This is a genomic window from Bordetella sp. MIP270_01_BMS (genome assembly GCF_054958705.1).
This window is the reverse complement of sequence record NZ_CM143297.1, coordinates 229,369-253,756: the sequence shown is the minus strand read 5'-3', so window position 1 is coordinate 253,756 and position 24,388 is coordinate 229,369. Positions and strand designations below refer to the sequence as shown.

Genomic DNA, 24,388 nt, shown 5'->3' with positions numbered 1-24,388 from the left:
AGTATTCGCGCGGGTTTACGTCTTTCGGTATGTTCAAGATCGTCTAATGCCGATTATTGAAATCTAGATAAATTGGGGGTACCGTTGGGGGTATCTAACGGATCATCCCCTCATGAGCAAAGACGATTTCGCCCGTGCCCTGTCCGACCGTGCCGTAAAGAACGCCCGCCCCCAGGACGCGCCATATAAACTCGCCGATGGCGGCGGCCTGCACTTGCTGGTGCAGCCGAACGGGTCTCGGCTATGGCGCTACAAGTTCCGCCTGAGCGGACGAGAACAGACATTCGCCATCGGGCGATACCCGGACGTTGGCCTCGCCGAAGCACGGGAACGTCATCTTGCCGCGCGGCGACTGGTGGCCGATCGGATCAGCCCGACCGCGCAACGCCGCGATGATCGTGCGCGCATGGCGGAGGACGCCGCGCGCGCCAATGCCGGAACGTTCAAGGCTGTTCTCGAATCATGGAAGGCGACGCCAGCGCGCGCCCTTGCGCCGGCCACGATCCGTCAGCGGGATCGGGAAATCGACCGATACCTAGAGCCGAAACTAGGTGCGCGCCCAGTCGGCGAAATAACGCGCCGCGAACTGGCTGATTTGCTGAAGGCAGTGGCGACCGATACACCAGAAGTCGCGCGGAACCTGCGCACGCACATGAATTCGATTTTCGAGCATGCCGTCGACGTTGGACTGATTGCTGGCAACCCAACACCAGGCCCGCGCGCCCTGCCCGCCCGCAAACAGACCTCTCACCCCGCCGTGGCCATGGACGAGCTAGGCGCCCTGCTCGCGTCCATAGACGCCAGCGCCTGCCAGCCGGCGACAAAGGCGGCGTTTCGCCTGCTGCTGCTCACGGCATGCCGAAAACTGGAAATCACGTCCGGCCGATGGGACGAAATCGACCTTGATACGTGCGAGTGGCTAATCCCGGCGCATCGCATGAAAACCAGAAGTGCGCACTGGGTACCGCTATCCCGCCAGGCCGTGGATCTTTTGCGCACCCTCCGGGCACATTCTGGTGGAAGCGACTTCGTGTTCCCGCATCGGGACAAGGACAACAAGCCGATGTCCCCCACCGCGCTCAACGAACTGCTGCGCCGCGCGGGCTATCGTGGGCAGATGACGGTGCACGGCACGCGGTCGATTTTTTCCACCTGGGCGAATGCTCAGCCGGGTGCACACGTGGACGTGATCGAGCGTTGCCTGGCGCACGCTCCGCGGGACAAGGTTCGCTCCGTGTACAACCGCCACGCGTACCGCGACGAACGCCGCGCGCTGTTGCAGGCATGGGCGGACGCGCTCGATACCGCAGGATCCACAACTAAGTAACATTTTGTTACTGGAAAACCCACAAGGGGAACGCATCGGCTAAAGCGGGTGAAATCCGTATCGAGTCAACTCTAATTGGATTCGATACACCATGGAAAAAAATCTGCCTCAACTCTTGCGAATTGGTGACGTCGTTCGCGTGACCGGCCTAAGCCGTCCCAGCATTTACCTGCACATCCGCAAGGGCATCTTCCCGCAGCAGATCAAGATCGGCCCACGTGCATCGGCCTGGCTCCTGGACGACATCAAGGGATGGCTGAATCGCCGAATTGATGCTCGCGACCAAGCATAACGGGGCGCGGTCATCATGGACAAAATGAAAAAAGCCGACGCGGGAACGTCGGCTTCCAAACATACTACATCCGTAAACAGCTACTCGAATTCTACCGCCGCACAACCTGGCGATCAACAGCTTTTCACCGTAGAGGACTTCCTCGCGTGGCGTGCTGCCAACGCTGAACCGCTAGAAGCCAAGCGCGCCGCGGCCGAAGCTGTGCGCCAAGCTGAGCGAGCCGCGGAACTGCAAATCCTAACCGATCTTGTAATCCGGAAAGTGGCTGGCTTTCTTGAGCAAGGCCATGAGTTCCAGGACATCTGCCAGAGCATGCTCGGCAACGCATATCGCGATGGCGCGTCGCATGAGTCGCTGAACGTATTGGCGGAAATCTTGGCGTCAATGGGCCGGGAGGGTTCGGCATGTTGAGCCTTCACCAGGCGAGAGCTAAGCGCGCCGCCGGACAGCTGGCAGCGCCACCAGCGCCTAAACCTTCCCGCGACGATGCCAAGCTGGCACGCGTAGATCCACCGCCAAATCCAACCGACGAGCGACCAACTGGTGCCGCGGCTGCTACCCCTCGACTAATGGATTTCCGGCCGCTACCGGATGTCACTTCACGCGGCAGGCCTAAGGCGACAATCGAGAACACGGCCGAAGTGTGCCGGCGCCTGGGCGTGATCATTCGGTACAACGTCATCAGCAAGGAAGAAGAAATTCTGATTCCTGGCGCATCGTTCACGCTGGACAATGGGCAAAACGCCGCATTCCGCTGGTTAGAGTCGGAATGCGCGCGACTCGATATGCCCACCGGCAGCCTTGGTGGCGATGTCACCTACCTGGCCGACCAGAACCTGTACAACCCGGTGGCCCAGTGGATCACCAGCAAGCCATGGGACGGGAAGGACCGCCTGCAAGCGCTGTACGCCACCATTACGCCCGCCAACGACAGCATCCTGCCAGACGGTCGCTCGCTGCGCGACGCGCTGATTATGCGCTGGATGCTGTCGGCGGTGGCCGCGGCGTTCAGTCGCAACGGCGTCAGCGCTCAGGGCATTCTGGTTTTGCAGGGCGCGCAAGACCTGGGCAAAACCACATGGTTCAAAAACCTGGTTCCGGCCGACCTTGGCGTGCTGAAGGACGGCATGATCCTGCGCCCCGACGACAAGGATAGCGTGAAGCAGGTGTGTTCGTTCTGGCTGGTGGAGCTGGGCGAGATCGACGCGACGTTCCGCAGGTCCGACATCGCCGCCCTGAAATCGTTTATCACCAACGACAGCGACGTGCTGCGCCGGGCCTACGCGCGCAAGGAAAGCCACTTCGCGCGCCGCACAGTGTTTTTCGGTTCAGTGAACCCGCGGGAATACCTACACGACGAAACCGGGAACCGCCGGTACTGGACTATAGAGTGCGCCCGAATCAATGCGCAGCACGGCCTGGACATGCAGCAGGTGTGGGCGCAGGTGTACCAACTGCACCAGGCCGGTGAGTCGCACTTCCTGGAACCCGAAGAAAAGCTTGCCCTGAACGCGCGCAACGAATCGTTCACCGTGGTGGACCCTATCGAAGAACGCATCCTGACCCGCTTGGACTGGACCGCGCCAGCGCTCGAATGGACATGGCGCACGGCCACGGAAGTGCTCATCGAGCTGGGCATCGACAAGCCCACCCGGGCGGACACCAGTAAGGCTGGCGCAGTCCTGCGTAAGACGAACGGCGGACACGGACGGCGCTCGGATGGCAAGACTCTTTTACTTGTGCCCCCCGCGCGTATCACCAATAGCAATTGGGACCGGCCGTTTTAACACCAGCGGTGCAAGGGTACACGGCCGCTTTGGGAAATTTGGGCGTAAACAGTGCAACGAGGACAACCACAGGGCAACCGATCTCAAATAGGGTTGCACTGCCCGAAAGCTAGTGTTCATGCGGGTCTCAAGCCAACAGTGCAACCTAGGGCATCCTAGTTAAAGGAAAGTGGATAGTAGGTAACAGTGCAGTTACATAGCATAGCCTAATAGGAAATCGTGTTTTGGATGCACTGGTTGCACTGAATGGCCTGGAAGCCTTGATCCATGCGGGTTTCAGGGGAGTGCAACATACAAAAGTAAACAGGTTTTCAGTGCAACGTCCACCAACCAGGCCGCTTGGTGGAAATCATTCAGGCCCCGAACAAAGGAAACCACCATCATGCAAACAACGCTCTACAAAAGTCTCGCCGCCGAACTGGTGCAAATCGCGGTCGATCAAATCGAACCCCTGGCCGGCGCACCGATCCCCGCCGAAACCCGCCAGGCCATCGCCGCCGACTTGGCGGCATCCCTGCGGCGTCACCTGCCACCGCTGGCCAACCTGCAGGCCGCTGCTGGATAGCCTCGCCGCCGTTGGTGTGCCGGTGCCTGCGCATCGGCCCACACCGGCTGGTGGAGCTGCGTGGGTCCTTCCTGAGGCGTTGCGGGGGCGGGTGCAACGCCACCGCGCCGTTCAATATTTGGGTGGTTGCAAAAAACAACTACCGGACTGCCGTTCTTTGGAAAACCCACAAGGGGAAACGCGGTTCCGTTCGTCGGATACTGGTTCCGAACTCACCGAAAGGAACCCATCGCATGCTATCCAAACTCATCGCCCAGGCCCGCCAGGCAACTGGTGCCGCAGAGCATTACACGCCCGGTTTCACCGAGCCGACCCATATAACCGCGCAACGCGCCGCATCAGCTGGCGTCGTCCGATTGGCGGACCCCTTGCCTGAATACACGCTCGACCCCCAGCGCCCCACGCAAGCCCTGGTGCAACATCAGGCCGGCCGACGCGTGCCTATGTCAACAGCGATCCTTCAAAACTCCCGCGTCTGCCAAGCCGGCGCGCGCCTGGTGCCAGTCGAGGCTGCGCCTGATGCGGTGCCGATGGGGAATGGCGAAATGATGTGGCAGCGCCGTGCATCCCGGTTCAGCGTGATCGAGGCCGGCGTTTTCCAGCCAGTCGAAGACGGCGACGACGCGACGGCAACAGCACTACCGATCCTTTCGACAGAAATCGCCCCGGGTGATTCGGCTACACATGGCCTGCGCCTCGAGATTCCACGCACCATGCTGAAAGAACACGGCGACGAATGGGTCGAACACGTCGCCATGACCGCCCTTGCGCTGGGCTTGTCAAATCTCGCTGACGCCGTGTTGCTGGCCGCGATCAAATCCGCAACGCCTGGTGCATTTTCAATTGGCGCCGCCGCTGCACGTGGTCTGCGCTTCGGTGAATTGCGCGGCATCGTTGGCACGGCCGGAAACGGCGCCGCAGTCGGCGCTGATGGCGCCCTGCGCGCAGCTGGTGTTGCGGCTGAATTGAGCGACCAAATCGACGCTACGTTCGTCGGGTCGTTCGCCCGCGCCGGTGTGGCGGTCAACGAAGAAATTTTCTTGATTGTTGACCGCGTGAATGTCGCCGGCGCCATGGCGTTGACCGCCTGGGTCAATTTGCAGCCGCTGCTGCCCGACGCCACTGCGTTCTGGAACGTGCCGGCGGTCGAGGCAGCGTGATGACTGCGCCCACTGATAAAGGCCTGCCCGCCGACCTGGCCGACGCGATTGAAACCGCCTGGCCGCTGGTTCGCTCCGCTCAAAACGATGACGGGCTGCCGCGTGTGCTAATCCACATGGGCGGCGCGCGGTTCCACGCAGAGAACGCGGACCAAAACATCCGCCAGCTATGGCCGGGGCTTAGTGAAGGGCAGTACCGCCGCGCTGTGCGCTGGCTGGATTCTCGCGTCGCCTGGTGTTTACGCCCCGAAGCCCCGCAGCGTCGGCGCGGCTGGGTTCACGATTTTTGAGGGACATCATGCAAAACCAACACAGCCAAAAGTTCAGTATCGCGCTACCCGGTGACGTGCTGCGCGCCGTGCACCAGCGGCAGCAGCAAGTTGCCGAGCAGACCGGACTCCGACCGAGCCGCACCGCAATTATTGGCGCCATTCTGAGAAAAAGTTTGTTGTCCGACCCGCGCGGGGGTTAACCGCGACCAGTTCCGCGTTGCTGGTGGGGTTCAACGCGGGCGCGGCTGGCCACCGACGCGACATTTGAAACGGCCACGCCGGCCGGGGTTACCGCCCCGGTCGGCACACACCGAATACGGAAAGCCCATGAACACGCCCGACAGAAAGCGCCCCAGGTACCGATCACGCAAGACCCGCAACGCACGCCGCCACCCGCCGCCTGGTGTGCAGTTCCTGCACCCCGACGAACCGATCTTGGCGCAGATTCGCCGCTTAAAGGGGCAGAACGATGGTTGAACAGGACCTGTTCGGCCGCCTGGTCGGGTTGCAACGCATGGCCGAGGAAATCGCGGCCGATTCGAGGCTGGACCAACGGACACGGCAGGCCATCAAAAGCCTTGCCGGCGCTTGCGAGTCGTATCGTGGAACCGCCTTTGAACTTCGCTCATGGAGTCCCGAGAAATGAGAATCTTCGACAACGAACAGCTGGTGTGCTTGGCCTTTCTGGCATCTGTGATCTTGAGCCTGGCGCCGTTGTGATTGCACCAGACACAACAGTCACCGACATGCAACTTGCTGCTCTTGCAGGCGTTTCAGCGCGCCGTATCCGCCAGCTGGCCGAGCAAGGCACGCTTGAACGCGTCGGACGCAACGAATACGCGCTTGGCCCGAGCATCCGAGCATTGATCGACGACGCCGCCGGTACCGGAAGTGTCCTGCAGCGTGAGCGCACCCGACTTGTGCGCGCCCAAGCCGACGAAGCTGAACTACGGCTCGCAGAAGCCAAAAAACTGGTGGCGCCCGTCGAACAGTTCGCCGAAGTTTGGGCGCGCCGCTGCGGAATCATCCGCACCACATTGCTCAACGTACCCGGCCGCGTGGTATCGCAGCTCATTGGCGAAACCGACGAAGCCAGATTCAAGGCAACACTGCGAGCCGAAATTGCCGAGGCGTTGCGGGCTTCGGCCGACCCTAATTTCACTGGAGAACAAAGCTATGGATCAACGGATTGAAGACGCGCTGTACGCCGCCCGCGGTCGCCTGCTGGTACCACACGACAACCCCGAAGCGCGCCGCGATGCAGTCCTTATGGCCCGGGTGAAACTCGACGAAGCCATCGCCGCCATGCTGGAAGCGAGCCGCGAGCTATGCAAGGCGGATCGACACGACATCGCTCAACTGGTGGACGACGCTCGCCGCGCTGCTGGTCTGGCTGACGCGGTGATTTCCGACGTGGAGCCGCGCCATGAATAAGCGGCTATCGGCAACCATCACCATCGGCGGCGCTGTCGCTGGCTCGTTCAAGCGCACCGTCACCAGCGCCAAGACCAGCATCACCAGCTTGGGCAGTACTGTCAAGCGCTTGAACGCGGAGCAACGCACGCTCGGGGGCGCGATCCAGAAGCTGGGCCGATCCGGCGCCAACATTGATGGCCTGCGGTCCCGCTACGCGGCCGTTACTGCCGAACTGGAAAAGCAACGCGCCGTCCTGGGACGACTGCAGCACATCGAGGAACGCCGCGACGCCGCCCTGGCCAAGCGCCAGGTTTTGGTGGGGCAACTGACCCGAGTGCTGGCCGTGGGTGCCGCGTATTCAGCAGCGGTGTTCAAGGTGGGGCGAGACGCGGCCGCACACCAAAAAGAACTGGTGACGATTCAGAACACAGGCGGCCTGACCGACGCCGAAACCCGCGACCTCGACCGCCAGATATTCGAAACCAGCCGGAAAACTGGGCAGTCTGTTGAGAGCGTTACATCCGGTGTTGGCAGCCTGGTGGCGTCTGGCCTAGCCGTCGGCGAAGCCATAGCGACGGCCGAAACCCTCGGCAAAGCCGTTACCGCGACCGGCGGCACCATGGAGGATATGGCGCAGACCGCGTTCAGCTTGAACCAGCAGCTTGGCATCACCGCCAAGCAGGCCGGCGTCGCATTCGACATCTTGAACACTGCCGGCAAGGCCGGCAACTTCGAACTGTCGGAAATGGCCAAGCACGCCCCGAAGGTGGGTTCGTTGTTCAAAGCGCTGGGCATGCAAGGCCTTGACGCCGCCGCCAGCATGGGCGCTGCGTTCCAGATCGTGCGCACTGGCGCCGGCAGCAGCGACGAGGCCGCGACCAATCTAAGCAACCTGCTTGGCAAAATGGTGGCGCCGGAAACGCTGAAGCGATTCCAGAAGCTGTACGGCGTGGACATGTTCGGGGAGATTCAGGAGGCTCAGAAGCGCGGTGAGGATGTGCTGCAGTTCTTCGTTGACCGAACCCGCCAACTCACTGGTGGCCGTGCGGACCTGGTTGCCGAGCTGGTGCCGGATGTACAGGCCGGTAGCGCACTTCGGGCACTGATGACTGAGCGCGAACAGTATCAGCGCATCAAACGTGACGCGCTGAACTCTGCCGGCTCGGTAGACGCTGATTTCAGCAAGATGATGGGCACGGCGGCCACCCAGGCCGAGAACCTGTCGAACTCGGTGGGCCGTCTTAGCAAAACCATCGGCCAAACGTTGCTGCCAGCGATTGGCAACGTGGCAGGCGGGCTGGTCACCGTCATAGATCGAGTCACCGCCTGGACGGCAGCAAACCCGCGACTGACGCAGGGCATTGTCGCCGTTGGCGGCGCTGTGATCGGCTTGGGGGCAGCGTTCACTGCGCTGCGAATCGCCGCGACGTTCCTGTCGCCAGTTGGCGCGATCATCGGTGCCTTGGCTGGTGCTGCTGTGCTGGTCTACAAAAATTGGGAGCCGATCAAAGCTTTCTTCACCGACACCTGGAATTCGGTCAAAGCTACAACCATCGGCGTATGGGACGGGCTGAAAGGTTACTTCACCAGCCTGTGGGATAGCATCAAACTAACCGCGTCCGGCGCCCTGGATTGGCTGATCGATAAGATTTCCGCTGTCGGCAGTGCCTGGACCAAGACAAAGGAATTCTTCGGGGTCGGTGACGAGAATCCCAACGCCAGCGTGATGGACGGCTATACGCCGCCCGCCCCGCCTCAGGCACCGCCCATGGCCACGGCACGCGGCGGCGCATCGGGCACGTGGCAGGACAACCGGAGCATCACTCTGAATGTGAATCCGGCGCCAGGTATGGACGAAAACAAGCTGGCCGAACTGGTGGTGGACAAGATCAACCATCGGGACGCGGTTAGGCGGCGCAGCTTTATGTTCGATGGTGTGACCCAGTAGAGTGACGCGCTACACTATCAAGCAGCCTATACCCCCACCTGTTCCGGTGGGGGTATTTGTTGGGGTATCGACACCGACAACCAGAAGAAATATCCAGATTTCTTCTTTGTTTTCAATATATTATAAATCATATGAAACTCGCCACCTGGAACATCAATTCCCTGAAAGTTCGCCTGCCACAGGTGCTGGACTGGCTGGCGGCCAATCCGGTCGACGCGCTGTGCCTGCAAGAACTTAAGCTCACCGATGAAAATTTCCCGCTGGATGCCTTCACGCAGATGGGCTATCACGCGGTCTGGGCGGGACAGAAAACCTATAACGGCGTGGCAATTCTGTCGCGGGAACCCGGCTCGGCCATGGTGCGCAACATTCCTGGCATGGACGACCCGCAGCAGCGCCTGCTGGCCATCACCCTGCCCTCGCCCGCCGGCGACGTGCGCGTCATCAGTGCGTACTGCCCCAACGGGCAGGCGCTGGACTCGGATAAATACCTGTACAAGCTCGACTGGTACCAGCACCTGCATCGCTGGGTGGCCGACGAGCTGAAGTCTTATCCCCGCCTGGCCCTGCTGGGCGACTACAACGTCGCTCCTGCCGACGAAGACGTGCACAACCCGTCGAAGTGGGTGGGCCAGGTACTGGTGTCCGAACCGGAGCGCGCTGCGTTTCGCGCCTTGCTCGACCTGGGCCTGACCGACTCGTTCAGAATGTTCGAGCAGCCCGAGAAATCCTTCAGCTGGTGGGATTACCGCCAGTTCGCCTTTCGGCGCAATGCCGGCCTGCGCATCGATCACATCCTGCTGTCGCAAGCCCTTGCCGATCGCTGCGTGGCGTGCGTCATCGATAAAGCGCCGCGTTCGAATGAGCAGCCGTCGGACCATACCCCTGTGGTGGCCACGCTGGACCTGGCCGGCTGAGCACGCGCCGCAAGCCGCCGGGCGCGCGAAGAACGCCCGCTGGGGCCGCCGGATGCGGGGCCCGGACGGGCCCGCCACACATTGCTGGCCCTTTCCGGAATGTGCTATATTTCTGCGCTTGATTGGGGCGGTAGCTCAGCTGGGAGAGCGTCGCGTTCGCAATGCGAAGGTCGGGAGTTCGATCCTCCTCCGCTCCACCAAAATTCCAGACGGAAAAGCCTTGGAAACACCATGTGTTCCAGGGCTTTTTCTTTTCCACGGCCCCGGCCTCTGATCGGTTCATCCCTATGGCGAGCCCGCGCCTGGTCCCCGGGGGGCCAAACTCTGCCGTATCGATTATTGAACGGCGGGCCTCAAGGCAAGCGAAAGCCTCTCTTTTGGCGCGCGAAATTCCGTACGACCGTCCGGACGATCGCGGCAAACTCGTCCAGCTCTCGGCCCCTTGGCTTGTCGCTCGGCCACACCAGACCCATACCACGCTCGGGCGTGGGTCCTTCCAGCGGCACCGCCACCAGATCGTCGCGGTTCAGCAGAGCCGTCCTGGTCACGATTGCCGCGAGCTGCGTTCGCCTCACAATATCCAATATCAGTGAACTCGATACCGACTCGATGCGGACGATCGGCACGGCGTCCACACTGGACAGCAGAGTATCGATCAGCCGCCGCGTGGCGAATCGGCGAGTATGCAGGACCATCTCCTGGCGATGAAGCTCGGGCATGCGAACCTTGCGCAGCTTCGCCAGGGGATGAAGCGGATTCACGACAAGAACAAGCTCATCGACGCCCAGCAGTTCTACGTCGACACCTGGCTCATTATCGAGTCCGGTCTGCACGGCGGGCAGCGGGGTCAACCCCATGTCGAGCGCTCCCGAAGCCACATTTTCCGCCACGCCATCATGCGTGAACTCTTCCACGATCAACATCGTGGAAGGACATCGGATCATGAACTGCGCCAATGCAACGGGCATGATGTGCGCATTGAGGGTTTGCGTCGTACCAATCCTGAGTTCGATGAGGCGTGATTCCGAATGGTCGCGCAGGCCAATCAAGCTGGCGTGGACTTCATCGAGCACACGGACAGCCGTTTTCAGCAGCATTTCCCCCGCATACGTCAAATTCACTTTTTGCGTGTTGCGATCGAAAAGTTGCTGGCCTATTTCGTCTTCAAGCTGCTTGATCTGGTGAGAAAGAGTGGATTGCGTGACATGCATCGTGCGCGCGGCAGCCGTAAAGCTCATCGCTTCCGCCACGGCCCGAAAGTATCGCAAATGCCTCATTTCCATAAAGCTTCATCGATGTTGTCGATGCCCCCTAGTGAAGAAAACCATTTCCTAAAGCACTGTGCAGGCCCCTACGATTGAGCCGTCGATTCATGGGGCGAGCGTTTATGTATCCGCAATCTGTACACCCGGGGCCGGGTATTGGCGACGTCATCGCGCTTGCTTTGGAAAGGCACGCCGAGAAAACCGCCATGGTGAATCCGGATGGTACGTCGGTTACCTATCGACAGCTCGGCGGACGCATACAACAGATCATTCGACGCCTGTCCGATATAGGGCTGCAGCGCGGCGATACTGTCATGCTGCTGGCGCACAACCGGTTCGAAACGTTCGCCGCCACCGCAGCTTGCTACATTGCGGGTTATATCGCAGTTTCCCCGCATTTCAGTGGATCTCTGGAGGACCAGCTCTATATTCTCGAAAGCTGCAAAGCGCGCGTCCTGATCGTGGACGGCGATCTCGGCGATCGTGCATTGGCGCTGCGAGAGCGCTCCGGCCTGGAGCTCACTGTGCTCAGCCCGGACGCGCGTCCGGGCCTGGAATGGTTATGGAGCGCGCCCCACGAAAGCGACGGGGAATTGCGCGTCTTGAGCCACCCCCATGATGTGGTGCGCCTGATTTACACCGGCGGCACGACGGGCTCGCCAAAAGGGGTGATGGCCTCCAGTCTTTCCATTGCAATGAACGCCATGCTCCGCATGGCTGCGCACGACTGGAAGGGCATCAGCTATCTATGCGCCTCGCCCATGTCACACGCCGCGGGCCAATTGATTGTGCCGGTGATGTCTCAAGGCGGCACGATCCACTTCCAGGACGGCTTCAACGCCGACCGCCTGTTCGACGCGCTGGAAAGCGGCCAGATCAACGCTTTCTATGCCGTGCCGACCATGCTCTACAAACTGATGGACCATCCGCGGGCACGCGGGTCCGACTACTCAGCATTGAAGATGATTATGTACGGCGCGGCGCCAATATCGCCGGCACGGCTCAAGCAGGCGCGGGACCTGTTCGGACCGGTGCTCATACAGCATTATGGATTGAGCGAGGCTCCCAGTACCGTGCTCTACCTCGACGAAGATGATCACCTGAAAGACGAATATGCGTCGTCGGCCGGCCGGCCTTATGTCGGCGTGTCGATACGTCTGCTCGACGAGGCCGGAAATGAAGTGCAAGCCGGACAGGTCGGAGAAATCTGTATCCGATCTCCCCTGGTGATGACAGGCTATTGGAAAGCGCCCGAACTCACGGAAGAAGCCTTTCGTGGCGGCTGGCTGCATTCCGGCGATCTGGCATGGCGCGATCCGAACGGATATTACTTTCTGGTAGATAGAAAGAAGGACATGATCATCTCGGGAGGTTTCAACGTCTACCCGAAGGAGGTCGAAGATGTGCTGTCAAAGCATCCCGGCGTGGCCGACGTGGCGGTGATAGGCGTGCCTGATCCGACATGGGGAGAGGCGGTCAAGGCCTTGGTGGTTCCAAGACAAGGTGCCTTGCCAAAGGAAAGCGACCTGATCGACTTCGTGAAAAAGGCCAAGGGATCGATCCCGGCGCCCAAGACGGTTGAGTTCATAGACCGGATCCCCGTGACCCCGCTGGGCAAGCCGGACAAGAAAGCAATGCGGGCGATCTACTGGAGTCAGGCGGAGCGCAACGTGAATTAGTACGGCAACGCGAGGTGCCCGCATCACATACAGAACACATACAAAAATATCGGAGACAAAACCATGAAACTGAATCGAGAGTTCCAAGGGCTGTTAGCAGTGTTGGCGACGGCCTTGTGTTGTACCGGCAATGCCGCCGCAGCGACTTACCCGGACAGGCCCGTATCTCTGATCGTGCCCGCCCCCGCGGCGTCCTTCTCGGACATCATGGCCCGAATTCTCACGGAGTATCTCAGCGCCGAGCTGCGCCAACCGGTGGTGGTCGAAAACAAGGGAGGAGCGAGCGGTTCGGTCGCGTACACCTATGCCGCGCGGGCTCGGCCCGACGGGTACACCGTATTGCTGACGAATCTCGGGCCGTCGGCCGTTAATCCGGAACTATTCAAGTCAAAAGGACTGACCTACGACCCCATAGGGGATTTCGAGCCCATTACCGTATTCAGCCAGACGCCATTGGTACTGGTCGTCAACGGCAAGTCGAAGTGGAACTCCGTTGGCGATCTCGTCGCGGACGCGAAGCAACACCCGGGAAAAATCACATATGCCACGACCGGGCCGGGCCAGCTGAATCATCTTTCTTCCGCCTTTCTGAATTCCGCCGCCAGCATGGAAACGCTGCATGTGCCCTACAAGTCCGGGGCAGCTGCCATGACCGATATTCTGGCGGGCCGGGTGGACTTCATGTTTTACCCGCCCGCGAATGTGGGTGGTTTCGTCTCGTCGGGGGAACTCAAGGCCTTGGGGGCGACGGGATCCAAGCGTACTGTCGGCCTGCCCGATACGCCCACTCTGGCAGAACTGGGATATCCGCAATTCGACCTGAACGCCTGGTACGGCCTTGCCGTGCCCAAGGGTACGCCTGCGGACGTGATCGCCCGCCTCAGGGAGGCGGCGCGCAAAGTCGCGACGAATCCCGCGTTCATTTCAAAACTTCATAACGTCGGTATCGACGACTTGAGCGACATGCAGGCGCTTTCCGATGACGAGATCAGGGACTTCCATGTGAAAGAGATCGAACGTTGGGCCGCGATTGTCCGCATTTCCGGCGCAACGCCGGAACATTAGGAAAGACGAAATGGGACAAGGCTCAAGTTCGGCGTACGTGGCCGGTATTTATGAACACCCCCTGCGTATCGCGCCGGATAAATCGGTGGCGCAGCTGCATATGGAATGCGCGCGAGGGGCGCTGGCAGATGCCGGCCTGGAGTTCTCGGATGTCGATGGCTTCTTTGGCGGGAGGGATATACCCGGCAGCAACGTGAGCTGGCTCGTCGATTATTTGAACCTGAAACTGCGCCATATCGACACCACGGACACCGGCGGCTGCTCCAATCTCATTCACGTCGCCCACGCGGCGCAGGCGATTGCCACCGGCAAGTGTTCGGTCGCGCTGATCACGCAGGCCGGGCGCCCGCGAAGCGAAGGTCAGGCGACCGGCACCAAGCCGAGGCCGGGCGAATGCGAACGCCCGGACATGCCATGGGACATCGCCTACCGACCGGTCATCGCAACCCTGTACGGCATGATGGCCCAGCGGCACGCGCACCAGTACGGTACGACGCCGGAACAGCTGGCGTGGATCCGGGTCGCCGCTTCAGCGCACGCGCAGCATAACCCGCACGCGATGTACCGGACTCCGGTAAGCGTCGAAGATGTGTTGGCATCCCCGATGGTCGCCAACCCTCTGAGACGATTGGACTGTTGTGTCATCAGCGATGGCGGAGGCGCGCTCGTCATGGTCAACCAAGCCGTGGCGAGAACACTGCGTCAACCGCTGGTGCGGATCCGCGGTTGCGGCGAAACCATCTATACGCAGGACGCGGGGCGCTCCGACTTCACCACATCGGGCGCCTTGCGATCCGGAGCGGCCGCCTTCAAGCAAGCCGGGATCAGCGCGGCGGACGTCAAGTACGCGTCGATCTACGACAATTTCACGATCATGGCGCTCATGCAGATCGAGGATCTGGGCTTCTGCAAAAAGGGCGAAGGCGGCCCATTTGTCGCGGACGGCAACTTAATCTCTGGCAAGGGCTCCCTGCCCATCAATACCGACGGTGGAGGCCTCTGCAACAACCATCCGAGCAACCGCGGGGGCGTGATCAAGTTGATGGAAGCCGTGCGCCAATTACGCGGCCACGCCCATCCGGCAGTGCAGGTGCCGGATTGCGATATTGCTCTGGCCTGCGGCCCCGGAGGCTCGGTAGGCAGCGGCCATGGCCATGCCACGGTAATCATGGAACGCGTATGACCACGAAAAAGCCCTACGAAGCCGACCCGTACGTGTCGGCGCACCCCAGCGGCATACCGTTCTGGGAAGCGGCCGAAAGAGATGTACTGCTTCTGCCCAAGTGCCGGCGCTGCAGCATGTGGCATTGGTATCCCCGGCCGTTTTGTCCACATTGCCATGCTGACGATGTAGCATGGGAAGCCGCCAGCGGCTCGGGAACGATATACGCGGCAAGTGCCCTGAGCCGCGCGGACCCGCCTTATATCCTGGCGTACGTCCAGTTGCAGGAAGGCCCCCGAATGCTGACCAATATCGTCGGCTGTCCGCTGGAACACGCCATCATCGGCGCGGAAGTAACGGCCTTGTTCGAACGCAGCGAGGAAGGCCGGAAAGTGCCTGTGTTCCGCTTACGGGCTCCGTAGTCCGATCGCCGGGCCGTCGGATTCGTAGACCTCGCTCAGTATGGCCACCAACTGCATCAGTAGCTCATTGGCCGCCTTGGGAAGCTGTCTGCCGACGCGCGTAATGATGTGAGTCTTCGCGCCGGCCAGCGCGGGCTGGTCGATGGGGATGGCAACGAGCTTGCCCTCCCGTATCTCGCTGGCAACGACAAAGGCCGGCAGCAGCGTGATGCCGAGGCCGGCAAGCACGAACTCCTTGAGCACCGACATCGAATTGCACGTCAACACATGATTCAGCCGCACACGCTCCATGTGTTCGGCCTGCGCGACGAGCTGCCGTATCCCGAATGACTCTTTCAGCTGGCCCGTGGGATAGGGTGCGAGATCGGCCAATGTCGGTGCGCGCCGCATCATCGCCAGAGGGTGTCTCGGCGGAACGATCGCGCACATGGGCTGGCAGATTGCGGCCCGAGACCGGAACCGCCCGGTCGCGGGCGGATTGAAGACAATGCCGATCCACGCCGTATCGTGGTCAACCTGCCGGATGAGATCGTTGGTGCCGGCAACGGTGATTGCCATGGTGAGGTTGGGATAGCGTTTCCAGAACCGCTGGAACGACGATGTGATGACGTCGTTGACATAGGCTTCCCCGACGACCATCTCGATATGGCCGCGATCCAGGCTGTGGATCTCATCGAGCTTGCCTTTCAGGTCGTCGAGCGCCTTCATACGCTGACGCCCATAGTCCAGCAGCAGGTGGCCGGCCAGGGTGGGCTTGACGCCGCGGCCATGTCTCTCGAGCAACGCCACCCCCAGGTCGGATTCCAGTTGCGATATCTGGCGGCTGATCACGGACGGATTCATATCCAGCATGTCGGCCGCCGCGCGGATGGAACCTTCGTCTACGGCCGTGCAGAAGTAACGCACCCTTCGATCGTCGACGATAGCCTGGAAGTCTGCCATCTGTAATGCCGTCCTGCTAAGGAGAGGTGGCGGCAATGGTACAGCACCGCCCCGCCCTTTTGCCTGAAGCTACGAACCGGCGCCGCCCGCCCGTCGGGGACTCGCGACTCCGTTGCCTTCCAGGCAACACTCGTTCACCTTTCCGAGCATGGATCGGCCGCGTATTTGGCGTTAAGGTCTCGGTCAGCCTGAGCGCTGAGATATGCAGAAAGTCAAAATATTCCTGGGGGAAACCATGCAATTTCGGGTCGTCAAAGCAGTATTGGGGTGTGCACTGGTGGGCGTTGCGTCTTTTGTCGCGCCCGTTGCAATCGCTCAAACGAAGATCATTGCCAATGTAGCGTCCACCCACCCTCCCGGGTCGGCCGGAGACCGCTCCTTGCACAAATTCAAGGAATTGGTGGCTGACCGTTCGAACGGGCGCATCGTCGTCCAGGTTCATGCGGCCAGTGCGATGGGCGACGAGCGCCAGACCTTCGAGCAGCTCGCGCAGGGTTCGGTGGAATTCGGTGCGACGGGCATGGGCCCCGTCTCCACGTTCTTCCCCAAGTACTTCATTGCCGAAGTGCCCTACCTGTTCACCGGGCAGGAGGATTTCTGGAAATTCTGGAACGGTCCGGGCAAAGAGCTATTTTCGCTCATCGAACAAAGGCGTGGCGTCAAAGGCATGGGCGTCGTCTACCAAGGCGCCCGTTATCTGACGGCCAACCGGCCGGTGCGCACCGTTGAAGACGTTCGTGGCCTCAAGATGCGGCTTCCTCCCATCAGGACCTGGCAGACAGTCTGGTCGGGACTGGGAGCCATACCTTCGACGATCGCATTTGGCGAAACCTACATGGCCCTGAAGACCGGCATCGTGGAAGCCCAGGAAAATCCGCCTGAAACCATCCTGAATTTCAAATTCTACGAATCGCAGAAATACCTGATCGCCACGGAACACGTTCAAGCGGGCGGACTCTTCTGGGCGTCGAAGATGTGGTGGGACGGCCTGAACAAGGACGATCAGGATATGCTGGCCCGCGCGATGGAAGAAGGCCTGGCGTTCGGCAATTCGATCACCAAAGACGGCGACGCCAAGGACGTGAAGAAACTGCAGGAACTCGGCATGGAATTGATCGTGGTGGACAAAGCGGCGTTCCGCGCAGCCACGGCGCCCATCACCGAGAAAATGGCCAAGGAAGACTGGGACCAGGCATTCTATGAAAAGGTGAAGGCAGCGTTGGCCAACTGACGGCAGGCGGCGAAGGAGCTGGGTCATGAAACGCGTGCTGGAAATGCTGAATGTGCTGATCTTGCTGACGCTGCTCGGCATTGTGGTGCTGACGATCATCTATCGCACCTTGCTGGGGACTTCAACGCTGTGGTCGGAGGAACTGTCCCAGTTTTCTTTCATTTTCCTGGTGTTCGTCGGCTCCGCCGCGCTCATGGCCGATGACAGCCATCTCAGGATCACATCGATCTCGGACTTGCTCAGTGAACGAGGGAAGAAATTGCTGCGCATCTTCGAACGCGCAGCGGTATTGCTGTTTCTGCTTCCGTTCACGTACGGCGCGTATCTCAATGCGGTGGTGAATTGGGATGTCAGTCTGGATACCGCTCAGTGGATGAAAATCGGCTACATGTATGCGGTGCTGCTGGGCAGCGGCGTGATCATGACCTGCTACTGCGTCATGCACATCTATAACGACTGTCGCGGCGTTCCGGTGTCGCGCGCAGAGCCGGAGCTGGAAATATGATTACCGCACTGACCGCCGGAGCCCTGGCTTTCCTGTTTGCCGGCATCCCGATCGCCATCGCCCTGGGCCTGGCATCGCTGGCCGCGCTGCTGTTGGGCGGGGGCAACTTCAATCCCAGCATTCTGTCGATGAAGATGCAGTTCGGCCTGCAGAATTTCATTCTCGTCGCCGTGCCGCTGTTCATTCTGGCCGCCAAGTTGATGAATACGGCGGGCATCACCGAGAAGATATTCAATTTTTCGAATGTGCTGGTCGGCTTCCTGCCAGGCGGTCTGGGTCAGGCCAATGTCATGGCCAGCTTTCTTTTCGCCGGAATGTCGGGTTCGGCCGTAGTGGACGCCGCTGGACTGGGCACCACGGAGCTCGAAGCCATGAAAAAGGGGGGCTATCCGCGTGACTTCAGCGTTGCAATCACCAGCGCATCGTCGACGATAGGCCCTATTTTTCCGCCCAGCGTCCCGTTGATCGTGTTTTCGTTCGCATCCGGCGCTTCGGTCGGGAAGCTTTTCCTGGGAGGCGTGGTACCGGGCATACTCATGGCCATCGCCTTGATGGCCATGGTTGCCCTGATGGCCAGGAAATTGAACCTGCCGCGCGAGCAAGTTCCGTCTTTTGCGCGGGTGATGCGCAGCTTCATGGACGCGTTCCTACCGCTGATGACACCGGTGATCCTGCTGGGCGGAATCTGGGGAGGATTTGTAACTCCCACCGAGGCCGCGGCCGTGGCCGTCGTCTACGCGCTGTTCGTCGGCATTTTTGTTCTGAAAGAACTGGGCCTGAGGCAGATCTACGCGGCCGTGCTGGAAACTGCCCGTGAAACCGCCGTGATCTGCTTCATCGTGGCGGCGTCTTCCCTTTACGGCTGGGTGCTGATGCGTTCCGGCGTCACCGCCCAGCTGTCCGGCTTCATAGGATCGGTCAGCGCAGACCCGCTGGTCACGCTGTTTGTCATCGTCGGAATTCTACTGATCGTAGGCTGTTTCCTGGATGGCGTCGTGGCCATACTCATCCTCAGCCCTATCCTCATGCCCGTGATCGAAGGCGTTGGCATCGATCCCATTCACTTCGGTGTGGTGATGGTGGTCACGCTCATGATCGGACTGATCACTCCGCCCTTCGGGCTGGTGCTCTTTGTCATGGGGAGAATCTCCGGCCTCAGCTTCAACCAGGTTGTCAAAGCTGTGGCACCGTTCCTGATCCCACTTGTCGCGGTATTGCTCCTTATCGTGCTTTTCCCGAGCCTCGTGACGTGGCTGCCGAACAAGATGATGTCTCCAACATAGTGACAGCAACCCACTCATGGAAATTGCTATGGAATCGCAGGCCGAAACCGCATACACGAAGCGCGCCAGGTATGTAACGCTGGACAAGACGTTCGGCATATACCGGGCGCCCATCACGCCGCACATCTTCCTCAAAGAGCGAGATCTCGCCCTGCTTCCGAACGAAGATTCGGCCGTCATCGCCTGCGACCTGCGCGAGATCGTCGGGGGCAGCACGCCCGCCACCGTGCCCTTGCTGCTCGCTTCATATCTGCGCATCAAACCGGGCAATCCGCTGCGCGTCCGGTCCATGGCAAGCACCGAGTTGTACTACGTCATAAAGGGCAGCGGCGTGACTCGGTGGGAGGATGGCGAAATTGCCTGGCAAGAGGGCGATGTGATGATGCTGCCGGGCGGATTCGAACAGATCCACACGGCACAGTCGGCAGCCAACGCGGTGCTGTGGCAGGTCACCAACGAGCCGCAACTGGCGTTCGAGTCGGCGGTGCCGGGGCCGCGCGACCGGGGCGCGATCGAACCCACGCACTTTCCGGCGGCCCAGGTGCGTTCGCACCTGGCTGCCATACGGAAGACCACGCAGGTTGACGGGTCCAAATCGACGGCCATGCTGTTCTCGACCGACGCAATGGAACCCCGCGGAACCTCCACGCCTTCGTTGACGCTTGCGCTGAACTCCGTCGAACCGGGCGATTACCAGCCGCCGCACCTTCATAACTCGGTGGCCGTCACATTGATCATCCAGCAGGACGCTTGCTATTCCCTCGTGGATGGCGAGAGAATCGAGTGGTCGCAATTCGCCACCTTCATCACGCCCGCCAGGGCCGTGCATTCGCACCACAACGACTCCAAGTCCCTCGACTCATTGTTTCTCATCGTCCAGGACGGCGGCCTGTACTACCACTGCCGCACGATCGGATTTGCCAACGTCCCCGAACAGTAAAAAAGCAACCGAAGAATCGGGGTGCGGGCGGCATGACGGAAGCCGCCCCGGCCGTGCGCGGCAGTCTCGTCCATAGCCCGGCGCGTCCCCGTTCGCTCCGCAGAGATGGGCGCCATCACGCGAAGTGAGGGCCGCCCCGGTTCACGCGCAGACGAGTGGTCTGGCAGCCTGCCCGAGTACCGGGGCAGCGGATCGCGCTCCGCCCGGGAGCGCAAAATTTCCCGCTCGACGGGCGGGTCTGTCTATATACTAGTTGCCGTAGCATCACCATGTCAGGCAGCGAGTCGCCAGGCTTCAGGCTGCCCATGCCAGCCATGGGCAACCCAGAGAAATTCAATCGTCGATCCACGCAGGTGGTTCTTGCAGCTGAAGTTTCTTGGAAAGGGGAAAACCGTGAAAGCTCACAACACGTTTCTGAAAACCGGTTTGCTGGCTGTCGTCTGCGCGTCCGCGCTATCGATGCCCGCCATGGCACAAGTGAAGATAGGCGTCATCAACAGCCTGTCCGGCAATTTCGCCGCTTTCGGGCAGCGCTACAACACGGGCATGCAGGTGGCGCTGGAAGAAATCAACGCAAACGGCGGCATCAACGGCGAAAAACTCGAGCTGATTTCCCAGGACGATCGCTCTGATGCGCAGAGCGCTCTGGCTGCGGTGGAGTCGTTGAACAAACAAGGCGTGCCGCTCATCATCGGGTCATACGCATCCGGCATCACCGGGCCCATGTCCAAGCTGGCCACGCGCCAGAAGATCCCGCTCATTGTGCTGGGCAGCGCCGACGACTCGATCACCAAGCCTGGGTCGCAGTGGGTCTTCCGCGCCAAGCACAATTCGACCATCGTGGCGAATGTGTATTTCGACTACTTCGACTTCCTGCGCAAAAGCGATGACAAGCTCAAGAAGATCGCCATCATGCACGGCAACGGCGCCTGGCCTACGTCGGTCAGCGAAGAAGGTGCGCGGCAGGCGGAAAAACGCGGCTATGAAATCGTGGGCAAGCAGGCCTATGACCAGGGCACGACCGACTTCCGGCCCATACTGAACAAGTTCCGTTCCGACAACCCAGACATTCTCCTGACCAGTTCGTACGCCGACGATGGCATTGCCATTGCCCGCCAGATCAAGGAAGTGGGCCTGAACGCCAAGGTCGTTGCCATTGACACGGCATCTTCCATGATCAGCTTCATCCAGCAGGTGGGCGGACAGTCGGAGAACATCGTATCCGCCGTCAGCTGGAGCCCTGACGTGAAGTACGAAGGCACCCCGGAACTTTACGAGCGCCTGAAGGCCAAGGCCAAGGAAGAGCCCTCGTTCTATGAGGCCGAAGGCTATCTGGCGCTGACGGTGGCCGCAGACGCCCTGCGACGCGCGAAATCCACCGACCGCGAGAAGGTTCGCGAAGCGCTCGCCAGCACGGATCTGAAGACCCCCGTGACCGACGTCACGTTCGAAGATTATGACGGTTTCAAGGGGCAGAACCCGATCAAGAGCGTGATCATCCAGATTCAGGACGGCAAGCACGTCACGGTGTACCCGGAGAATCTGGCTTCGCAAAAAGCCCGGCTGTCAAACTGAAGGCACACCTGCGGCGGCACGTGGCCCCATGCCGGGCGTCATAGGCATGGGGCGCGAACCGGGCGTGCGCTCGCACATCTGAACATCCGGCCGGCACAAGGGCGATTCGATGGATTACGTTTCCTTTCTGCAGAACCTGTCCAACGGGGTGCTGATCGGGGCGGTGTACGCGTTGATAGGCGTAGGGCTGACCCTGGTATTCGGCGTGATGCGCACGATCAATTTTGCCCACGGCGATTTTGTCGTGCTGGGCATGTACTTCGCTGTGGTGTTCAACAGCCTGCTGGGCTGGGACCCTTACTGGACCTTGGTACTGGCCATCCCGCTGGGGTTTGTCGTCGGTGCGCTGATTCAGAAAACCCTGCTTGCCCGGGTGATCGACGCCAAGCCGGAAACCATGATGCTCGCCACCCTGGGCATTTCGCTGGTCATCGCCAATATGTTGTTGCTCGTGTTCGGCGGAGAGCCCAAGTCGGTCAATGTGCCTTATGCCGCCAGCACGTTGGCACTGGGCGAAATACGCGTGTCGGTCGTACTGCTGTTCGCCGGCCTGGCAACGATGGCGATGATCAGCGCCTTGTATCTGCTGCTCAACCGCACCGAGGTGGGGCGTGCCATCAAGGCCACGGCCGAAAACCGGCTGGGGGCCGAACTGGTCGGCATTGACACCAAGCGCATGCAGGCCATTGTGTTCGGGCTGGGCATGGCGCTGGCCGTGACGGCCGGCGTGTCGTTGATTCCGCTGCTGTTTGCGTCTCCGGCCACCACGGGAGCCCTCTTTACATTGAAGGCGTTCGTGGTGACAGTATTGGGAGGCCTCGGAAACATAGGCGCCGCGATCATAGGCGGGCTGGTGCTGGGCGTGGTGGAAGTGCTGGGCGCGTCGTATCTCGACTCGGCCTACCGCGATGCCTATGGACTGCTGGCCTTCCTGGTCGTCCTGCTGCTCAAGCCCGAAGGTCTTTTTGGCAAAACGGTGAAGCGCGTATGAACCGCCAAGTGCTGATCCTGGCGGTACTGACCATCGCGGCCGCCTGCTATCCCGCGATGGGTTCCGCGTACATCACCGTCGGAATTTCCGTGCTGCTGTTCACCGGTTGGGCCACCTCGTGGAACATCCTGGGCGGCTGGGCGGGCCAGCTCAGCCTGGGGCACGCCAGCTTCGTCGGCCTGGGCGCGTACTTCGTGGCGATCGGAGCCTCGCAGTTCGGCTGGGCGCCATGGTGGTCGATACTGCTGGCCATGGCGGTGGCGGCGCTGCTCGCGTTGCTGTGGGGCGCGCTTACGTTCGGTTTGCGCGGCCCCTATTTCACGCTTTCGACCATTGCCGTAGCCGAGATTCTTCGGTTGGTCGCCATCAATGAAGGCTGGCTGACGGGCGGCGCATCGGGCGTCTTCATCGACACCCTGGCCGAGCCATTCGGCCTCGACCTGTTCGACAAGACCTCGCAATATTATCTGGCGCTGGTGTATGCCGCGATCACCATAGGCGTGAGCATTTTCATCTCAAGGCGCAGGTTCGGCTATCAGCTCAAGGCGGTACGCGACAACGAAGAGGCTGCCATGGCCGCCGGCATCAACCCGACTGTGGTCAAGTTGAAAGCGTTCGTGCTGTCGGGCATGCTCACAGCCGCGGGAGGCGGCATTTTCGGCATCTTTCTGTCGTTCATCGAGCCGCACATCATTTTCAATCTGCTGTTTTCCGTGCAGATTGCGTTGACGGTGATTATCGGCGGGCGCGGCACAATCTGGGGCCCCGCCGTCGGGGCCGCGCTGCTGGTGATATCCGGCGAGCTCTTCAGAACTGCCTTCGCACAGGCCAACATGCTGGTTTACGGCGTGTTGATACTGGTCGTGATCCTGCTGTTGCCGCGTGGCATCGTCGGTGAATACGCGCACAAGATGATCAGGAAGAATTATGCAAAACGTGCTTGAGGCCGACAGCGTCAAGGTGCAGTTTGGCGGTCTGGTCGCGGTCAACAGCGTTTCACTGTCTTTGCGCCAGGGCCAGATACTGGGTCTGATCGGACCGAACGGCGCCGGCAAATCGACCTTGTTCAACGCAATCACCGGTTTCGCGCCCGTGGCGTCGGGAACGGTCAGGTTCATGGGCCGGGACGTGACGCGGCTGCCGCCCTACCTGCGCACCCGACAAGGCATGGGCCGCACCTTCCAGACCGAACGCCCCTATGAAGAAATGACGGTGCTGGAGAACGTGCTGGTCGCGGCGTTCCTTAAGCACCCCAGGCGGCCGGAGGCGCAGCGCGTGGCCTTGGCCACACTCGACCGTGTCGGTCTGCGCGACCGGGCCGAACAGCTATCCACGGACCTGAACCTGGCGCGTCTGCGCAGGCTGGAACTGGCGAAAGCGCTGGCGCTGGAACCGCAAATCCTGTTTCTTGACGAGATCATGGCCGGCCTGAATCCGCCGGCCCTGAAGGAGATGATCGAAGTGCTGCGCACGCTGACGAGCACGGGGGTTTCTATCGTGATGGTCGAGCACATCATGGAGGCCATTATTCAACTGGCCGACAATGTCATTGTGCTTGCCGGCGGCAACAAGATCGCCGAAGGGCCGGCCACCGACGTGATACGCGACGAGAAAGTCATTGAAGCGTACCTGGGCACGGACTGA

General features: G+C 60.8%; 28 protein-coding genes and 1 tRNA gene. 27 read left to right on the top strand and 2 right to left on the bottom strand.

All coding sequences use genetic code 11. From position 1 onward, the window contains the following. Positions 1-112: 112 nt before the first annotated feature. The 15 genes from ACV17W_RS01245 to ACV17W_RS01175 all read left to right on the top strand — a co-directional run bounded on the left by ACV17W_RS01245 (position 113) and on the right by ACV17W_RS01175 (position 9,884). Positions 113-1,327: a tyrosine-type recombinase/integrase gene (locus tag ACV17W_RS01245; RefSeq protein ID WP_462594652.1), complete on the top strand. Its 1,215-nt coding sequence runs from the start codon at positions 113-115 to the stop codon at positions 1,325-1,327. A gap of 91 nt (positions 1,328-1,418) precedes the next feature. Continuing rightward, positions 1,419-1,619, top strand: a complete 201-nt coding sequence (locus tag ACV17W_RS01240; RefSeq protein WP_462594651.1) for a helix-turn-helix transcriptional regulator — start codon at positions 1,419-1,421, stop codon at positions 1,617-1,619. A gap of 15 nt (positions 1,620-1,634) precedes the next feature. Continuing rightward, complete coding sequence (locus ACV17W_RS01235; RefSeq protein ID WP_462594649.1) at positions 1,635-2,030, top strand: hypothetical protein; 396 nt, start codon at positions 1,635-1,637, stop codon at positions 2,028-2,030. After that, entirely contained in the window at positions 2,024-3,406 is a 1,383-nt protein-coding gene (locus ACV17W_RS01230) for a VapE domain-containing protein (protein ID WP_462594648.1), read from the top strand. Before ACV17W_RS01235 ends, ACV17W_RS01230 begins: the two co-directional genes overlap by 7 nt. Positions 3,407-3,788: 382 nt before the next feature. Then, positions 3,789-3,971, top strand: a complete 183-nt coding sequence (locus tag ACV17W_RS01225) for a hypothetical protein (RefSeq protein ID WP_462594647.1) — start codon at positions 3,789-3,791, stop codon at positions 3,969-3,971. A gap of 443 nt (positions 3,972-4,414) precedes the next feature. Next, entirely contained in the window at positions 4,415-5,131 is a 717-nt protein-coding gene (locus ACV17W_RS01220) for a hypothetical protein (RefSeq protein ID WP_462594646.1), read from the top strand. Beyond that, entirely contained in the window at positions 5,131-5,421 is a 291-nt protein-coding gene (locus ACV17W_RS01215) for a hypothetical protein (protein ID WP_041862942.1), read from the top strand. Before ACV17W_RS01220 ends, ACV17W_RS01215 begins: the two co-directional genes overlap by 1 nt. Positions 5,422-5,429: 8 nt before the next feature. Further along, positions 5,430-5,603 (top strand): hypothetical protein, encoded by a 174-nt coding sequence (locus ACV17W_RS01210; protein ID WP_158310082.1) that lies wholly within the window; start codon positions 5,430-5,432, stop codon positions 5,601-5,603. 127 nt (positions 5,604-5,730) lie between these two features. Continuing rightward, positions 5,731-5,880: a hypothetical protein gene (locus ACV17W_RS01205; protein WP_158310083.1), complete on the top strand. Its 150-nt coding sequence runs from the start codon at positions 5,731-5,733 to the stop codon at positions 5,878-5,880. After that, positions 5,873-6,049: a hypothetical protein gene (locus tag ACV17W_RS01200; RefSeq protein WP_158310084.1), complete on the top strand. Its 177-nt coding sequence runs from the start codon at positions 5,873-5,875 to the stop codon at positions 6,047-6,049. The genes ACV17W_RS01205 and ACV17W_RS01200 overlap by 8 nt, the downstream gene beginning before the upstream one ends. Before the next feature lie 100 nt (positions 6,050-6,149). Next, the gene (locus ACV17W_RS01195; RefSeq protein WP_462594645.1) at positions 6,150-6,596 is read left to right on the top strand and encodes a hypothetical protein; all 447 of its coding nucleotides are present in this window, start codon (positions 6,150-6,152) and stop codon (positions 6,594-6,596) included. Next, positions 6,580-6,837 carry a hypothetical protein gene (locus ACV17W_RS01190; RefSeq protein WP_041862943.1) on the top strand — a complete coding sequence of 86 codons (258 nt, stop codon included), beginning with the start codon at positions 6,580-6,582 and terminating at the stop codon, positions 6,835-6,837. Before ACV17W_RS01195 ends, ACV17W_RS01190 begins: the two co-directional genes overlap by 17 nt. Continuing rightward, positions 6,830-8,767 carry a phage tail tape measure protein gene (locus ACV17W_RS01185; RefSeq protein ID WP_462594644.1) on the top strand — a complete coding sequence of 646 codons (1,938 nt, stop codon included), beginning with the start codon at positions 6,830-6,832 and terminating at the stop codon, positions 8,765-8,767. The genes ACV17W_RS01190 and ACV17W_RS01185 overlap by 8 nt, the downstream gene beginning before the upstream one ends. Positions 8,768-8,898: 131 nt before the next feature. Beyond that, positions 8,899-9,684: an exodeoxyribonuclease III gene (gene xth, locus ACV17W_RS01180; RefSeq protein ID WP_462594643.1), complete on the top strand. Its 786-nt coding sequence runs from the start codon at positions 8,899-8,901 to the stop codon at positions 9,682-9,684. A gap of 124 nt (positions 9,685-9,808) precedes the next feature. Beyond that, positions 9,809-9,884: transfer RNA gene (locus ACV17W_RS01175), tRNA-Ala, on the top strand. A gap of 153 nt (positions 9,885-10,037) precedes the next feature. On the opposite strand, the gene ACV17W_RS01170 is transcribed toward ACV17W_RS01175, so the two are convergent. After that, positions 10,038-10,967, bottom strand: a complete 930-nt coding sequence (locus ACV17W_RS01170; protein ID WP_462594642.1) for a LysR substrate-binding domain-containing protein — start codon at positions 10,965-10,967, stop codon at positions 10,038-10,040. Positions 10,968-11,071: 104 nt separating this feature from the next. Between ACV17W_RS01170 and ACV17W_RS01165 the strand changes: the two genes are divergently transcribed. The 4 genes from ACV17W_RS01165 to ACV17W_RS01150 all read left to right on the top strand — a co-directional run bounded on the left by ACV17W_RS01165 (position 11,072) and on the right by ACV17W_RS01150 (position 15,277). Continuing rightward, positions 11,072-12,628: an AMP-binding protein gene (locus ACV17W_RS01165; protein ID WP_462594641.1), complete on the top strand. Its 1,557-nt coding sequence runs from the start codon at positions 11,072-11,074 to the stop codon at positions 12,626-12,628. Between the two features lie 63 nt (positions 12,629-12,691). Beyond that, positions 12,692-13,693, top strand: coding sequence for a Bug family tripartite tricarboxylate transporter substrate binding protein (locus tag ACV17W_RS01160; protein WP_462594639.1), 1,002 nt, complete (start codon positions 12,692-12,694; stop codon positions 13,691-13,693). 10 nt (positions 13,694-13,703) lie between these two features. Next, a complete protein-coding gene (locus tag ACV17W_RS01155) occupies positions 13,704-14,876 on the top strand; it encodes a thiolase domain-containing protein (RefSeq protein WP_462596420.1) in 1,173 nt (390 codons plus the stop codon). Further along, a complete protein-coding gene (locus ACV17W_RS01150; RefSeq protein WP_462594638.1) occupies positions 14,873-15,277 on the top strand; it encodes a Zn-ribbon domain-containing OB-fold protein in 405 nt (134 codons plus the stop codon). The genes ACV17W_RS01155 and ACV17W_RS01150 overlap by 4 nt, the downstream gene beginning before the upstream one ends. Here the strand turns inward: ACV17W_RS01150 and ACV17W_RS01145 are convergent. Continuing rightward, positions 15,263-16,219: a LysR family transcriptional regulator gene (locus ACV17W_RS01145; RefSeq protein ID WP_462594637.1), complete on the bottom strand. Its 957-nt coding sequence runs from the start codon at positions 16,217-16,219 to the stop codon at positions 15,263-15,265. The genes ACV17W_RS01150 and ACV17W_RS01145 overlap by 15 nt on opposite strands. A gap of 202 nt (positions 16,220-16,421) precedes the next feature. On the opposite strand from ACV17W_RS01145, the gene ACV17W_RS01140 reads away from it, so the two are divergent. The 8 genes from ACV17W_RS01140 (at position 16,422) to ACV17W_RS01105 (ending at position 24,388) form a co-directional block, all read left to right on the top strand. After that, a complete protein-coding gene (locus ACV17W_RS01140; protein WP_462594636.1) occupies positions 16,422-17,450 on the top strand; it encodes a TRAP transporter substrate-binding protein in 1,029 nt (342 codons plus the stop codon). A 25-nt stretch (positions 17,451-17,475) separates the two neighbouring features. Further along, complete coding sequence (locus ACV17W_RS01135) at positions 17,476-17,955, top strand: TRAP transporter small permease (RefSeq protein WP_462594635.1); 480 nt, start codon at positions 17,476-17,478, stop codon at positions 17,953-17,955. After that, positions 17,952-19,238: a TRAP transporter large permease gene (locus ACV17W_RS01130; protein ID WP_462594634.1), complete on the top strand. Its 1,287-nt coding sequence runs from the start codon at positions 17,952-17,954 to the stop codon at positions 19,236-19,238. Before ACV17W_RS01135 ends, ACV17W_RS01130 begins: the two co-directional genes overlap by 4 nt. Positions 19,239-19,254: 16 nt before the next feature. After that, positions 19,255-20,178: a cupin domain-containing protein gene (locus ACV17W_RS01125; protein ID WP_462594633.1), complete on the top strand. Its 924-nt coding sequence runs from the start codon at positions 19,255-19,257 to the stop codon at positions 20,176-20,178. 393 nt (positions 20,179-20,571) lie between these two features. After that, a complete protein-coding gene (locus ACV17W_RS01120; protein WP_462594632.1) occupies positions 20,572-21,753 on the top strand; it encodes an ABC transporter substrate-binding protein in 1,182 nt (393 codons plus the stop codon). Between the two features lie 109 nt (positions 21,754-21,862). After that, complete coding sequence (locus tag ACV17W_RS01115; RefSeq protein WP_462594631.1) at positions 21,863-22,744, top strand: branched-chain amino acid ABC transporter permease; 882 nt, start codon at positions 21,863-21,865, stop codon at positions 22,742-22,744. Next, entirely contained in the window at positions 22,741-23,688 is a 948-nt protein-coding gene (locus tag ACV17W_RS01110; protein ID WP_462594630.1) for a branched-chain amino acid ABC transporter permease, read from the top strand. Before ACV17W_RS01115 ends, ACV17W_RS01110 begins: the two co-directional genes overlap by 4 nt. Continuing rightward, on the top strand, positions 23,672-24,388 hold the full coding sequence (locus ACV17W_RS01105; RefSeq protein ID WP_462594629.1) for an ABC transporter ATP-binding protein: 717 nt from the start codon (positions 23,672-23,674) through the stop codon (positions 24,386-24,388). The genes ACV17W_RS01110 and ACV17W_RS01105 overlap by 17 nt, the downstream gene beginning before the upstream one ends.

What these genes read in the sequence shown, in the direction of transcription:
- ACV17W_RS01245 (WP_462594652.1), top strand. Translation starts at nt 113, where the DNA reads ATGAGCAAAGACGATTTCGCCCGTGCCCTGTCCGACCGTGCCGTAAAG.
- ACV17W_RS01240 (WP_462594651.1), top strand. Translation starts at nt 1,419, where the DNA reads ATGGAAAAAAATCTGCCTCAACTCTTGCGAATTGGTGACGTCGTTCGC.
- ACV17W_RS01235 (WP_462594649.1), top strand. Translation starts at nt 1,635, where the DNA reads ATGGACAAAATGAAAAAAGCCGACGCGGGAACGTCGGCTTCCAAACAT.
- ACV17W_RS01230 (WP_462594648.1), top strand. Translation starts at nt 2,024, where the DNA reads ATGTTGAGCCTTCACCAGGCGAGAGCTAAGCGCGCCGCCGGACAGCTG.
- ACV17W_RS01225 (WP_462594647.1), top strand. Translation starts at nt 3,789, where the DNA reads ATGCAAACAACGCTCTACAAAAGTCTCGCCGCCGAACTGGTGCAAATC.
- ACV17W_RS01220 (WP_462594646.1), top strand. Translation starts at nt 4,415, where the DNA reads ATGTCAACAGCGATCCTTCAAAACTCCCGCGTCTGCCAAGCCGGCGCG.
- ACV17W_RS01215 (WP_041862942.1), top strand. Translation starts at nt 5,131, where the DNA reads ATGACTGCGCCCACTGATAAAGGCCTGCCCGCCGACCTGGCCGACGCG.
- ACV17W_RS01210 (WP_158310082.1), top strand. Translation starts at nt 5,430, where the DNA reads ATGCAAAACCAACACAGCCAAAAGTTCAGTATCGCGCTACCCGGTGAC.
- ACV17W_RS01205 (WP_158310083.1), top strand. Translation starts at nt 5,731, where the DNA reads ATGAACACGCCCGACAGAAAGCGCCCCAGGTACCGATCACGCAAGACC.
- ACV17W_RS01200 (WP_158310084.1), top strand. Translation starts at nt 5,873, where the DNA reads ATGGTTGAACAGGACCTGTTCGGCCGCCTGGTCGGGTTGCAACGCATG.
- ACV17W_RS01195 (WP_462594645.1), top strand. Translation starts at nt 6,150, where the DNA reads ATGCAACTTGCTGCTCTTGCAGGCGTTTCAGCGCGCCGTATCCGCCAG.
- ACV17W_RS01190 (WP_041862943.1), top strand. Translation starts at nt 6,580, where the DNA reads ATGGATCAACGGATTGAAGACGCGCTGTACGCCGCCCGCGGTCGCCTG.
- ACV17W_RS01185 (WP_462594644.1), top strand. Translation starts at nt 6,830, where the DNA reads ATGAATAAGCGGCTATCGGCAACCATCACCATCGGCGGCGCTGTCGCT.
- xth (WP_462594643.1), top strand. Translation starts at nt 8,899, where the DNA reads ATGAAACTCGCCACCTGGAACATCAATTCCCTGAAAGTTCGCCTGCCA.
- ACV17W_RS01170 (WP_462594642.1), bottom strand. Translation starts at nt 10,967, where the DNA reads ATGGAAATGAGGCATTTGCGATACTTTCGGGCCGTGGCGGAAGCGATG.
- ACV17W_RS01165 (WP_462594641.1), top strand. Translation starts at nt 11,072, where the DNA reads ATGTATCCGCAATCTGTACACCCGGGGCCGGGTATTGGCGACGTCATC.
- ACV17W_RS01160 (WP_462594639.1), top strand. Translation starts at nt 12,692, where the DNA reads ATGAAACTGAATCGAGAGTTCCAAGGGCTGTTAGCAGTGTTGGCGACG.
- ACV17W_RS01155 (WP_462596420.1), top strand. Translation starts at nt 13,704, where the DNA reads ATGGGACAAGGCTCAAGTTCGGCGTACGTGGCCGGTATTTATGAACAC.
- ACV17W_RS01150 (WP_462594638.1), top strand. Translation starts at nt 14,873, where the DNA reads ATGACCACGAAAAAGCCCTACGAAGCCGACCCGTACGTGTCGGCGCAC.
- ACV17W_RS01145 (WP_462594637.1), bottom strand. Translation starts at nt 16,219, where the DNA reads ATGGCAGACTTCCAGGCTATCGTCGACGATCGAAGGGTGCGTTACTTC.
- ACV17W_RS01140 (WP_462594636.1), top strand. Translation starts at nt 16,422, where the DNA reads ATGCAGAAAGTCAAAATATTCCTGGGGGAAACCATGCAATTTCGGGTC.
- ACV17W_RS01135 (WP_462594635.1), top strand. Translation starts at nt 17,476, where the DNA reads ATGAAACGCGTGCTGGAAATGCTGAATGTGCTGATCTTGCTGACGCTG.
- ACV17W_RS01130 (WP_462594634.1), top strand. Translation starts at nt 17,952, where the DNA reads ATGATTACCGCACTGACCGCCGGAGCCCTGGCTTTCCTGTTTGCCGGC.
- ACV17W_RS01125 (WP_462594633.1), top strand. Translation starts at nt 19,255, where the DNA reads ATGGAAATTGCTATGGAATCGCAGGCCGAAACCGCATACACGAAGCGC.
- ACV17W_RS01115 (WP_462594631.1), top strand. Translation starts at nt 21,863, where the DNA reads ATGGATTACGTTTCCTTTCTGCAGAACCTGTCCAACGGGGTGCTGATC.
- ACV17W_RS01110 (WP_462594630.1), top strand. Translation starts at nt 22,741, where the DNA reads ATGAACCGCCAAGTGCTGATCCTGGCGGTACTGACCATCGCGGCCGCC.
- ACV17W_RS01105 (WP_462594629.1), top strand. Translation starts at nt 23,672, where the DNA reads ATGCAAAACGTGCTTGAGGCCGACAGCGTCAAGGTGCAGTTTGGCGGT.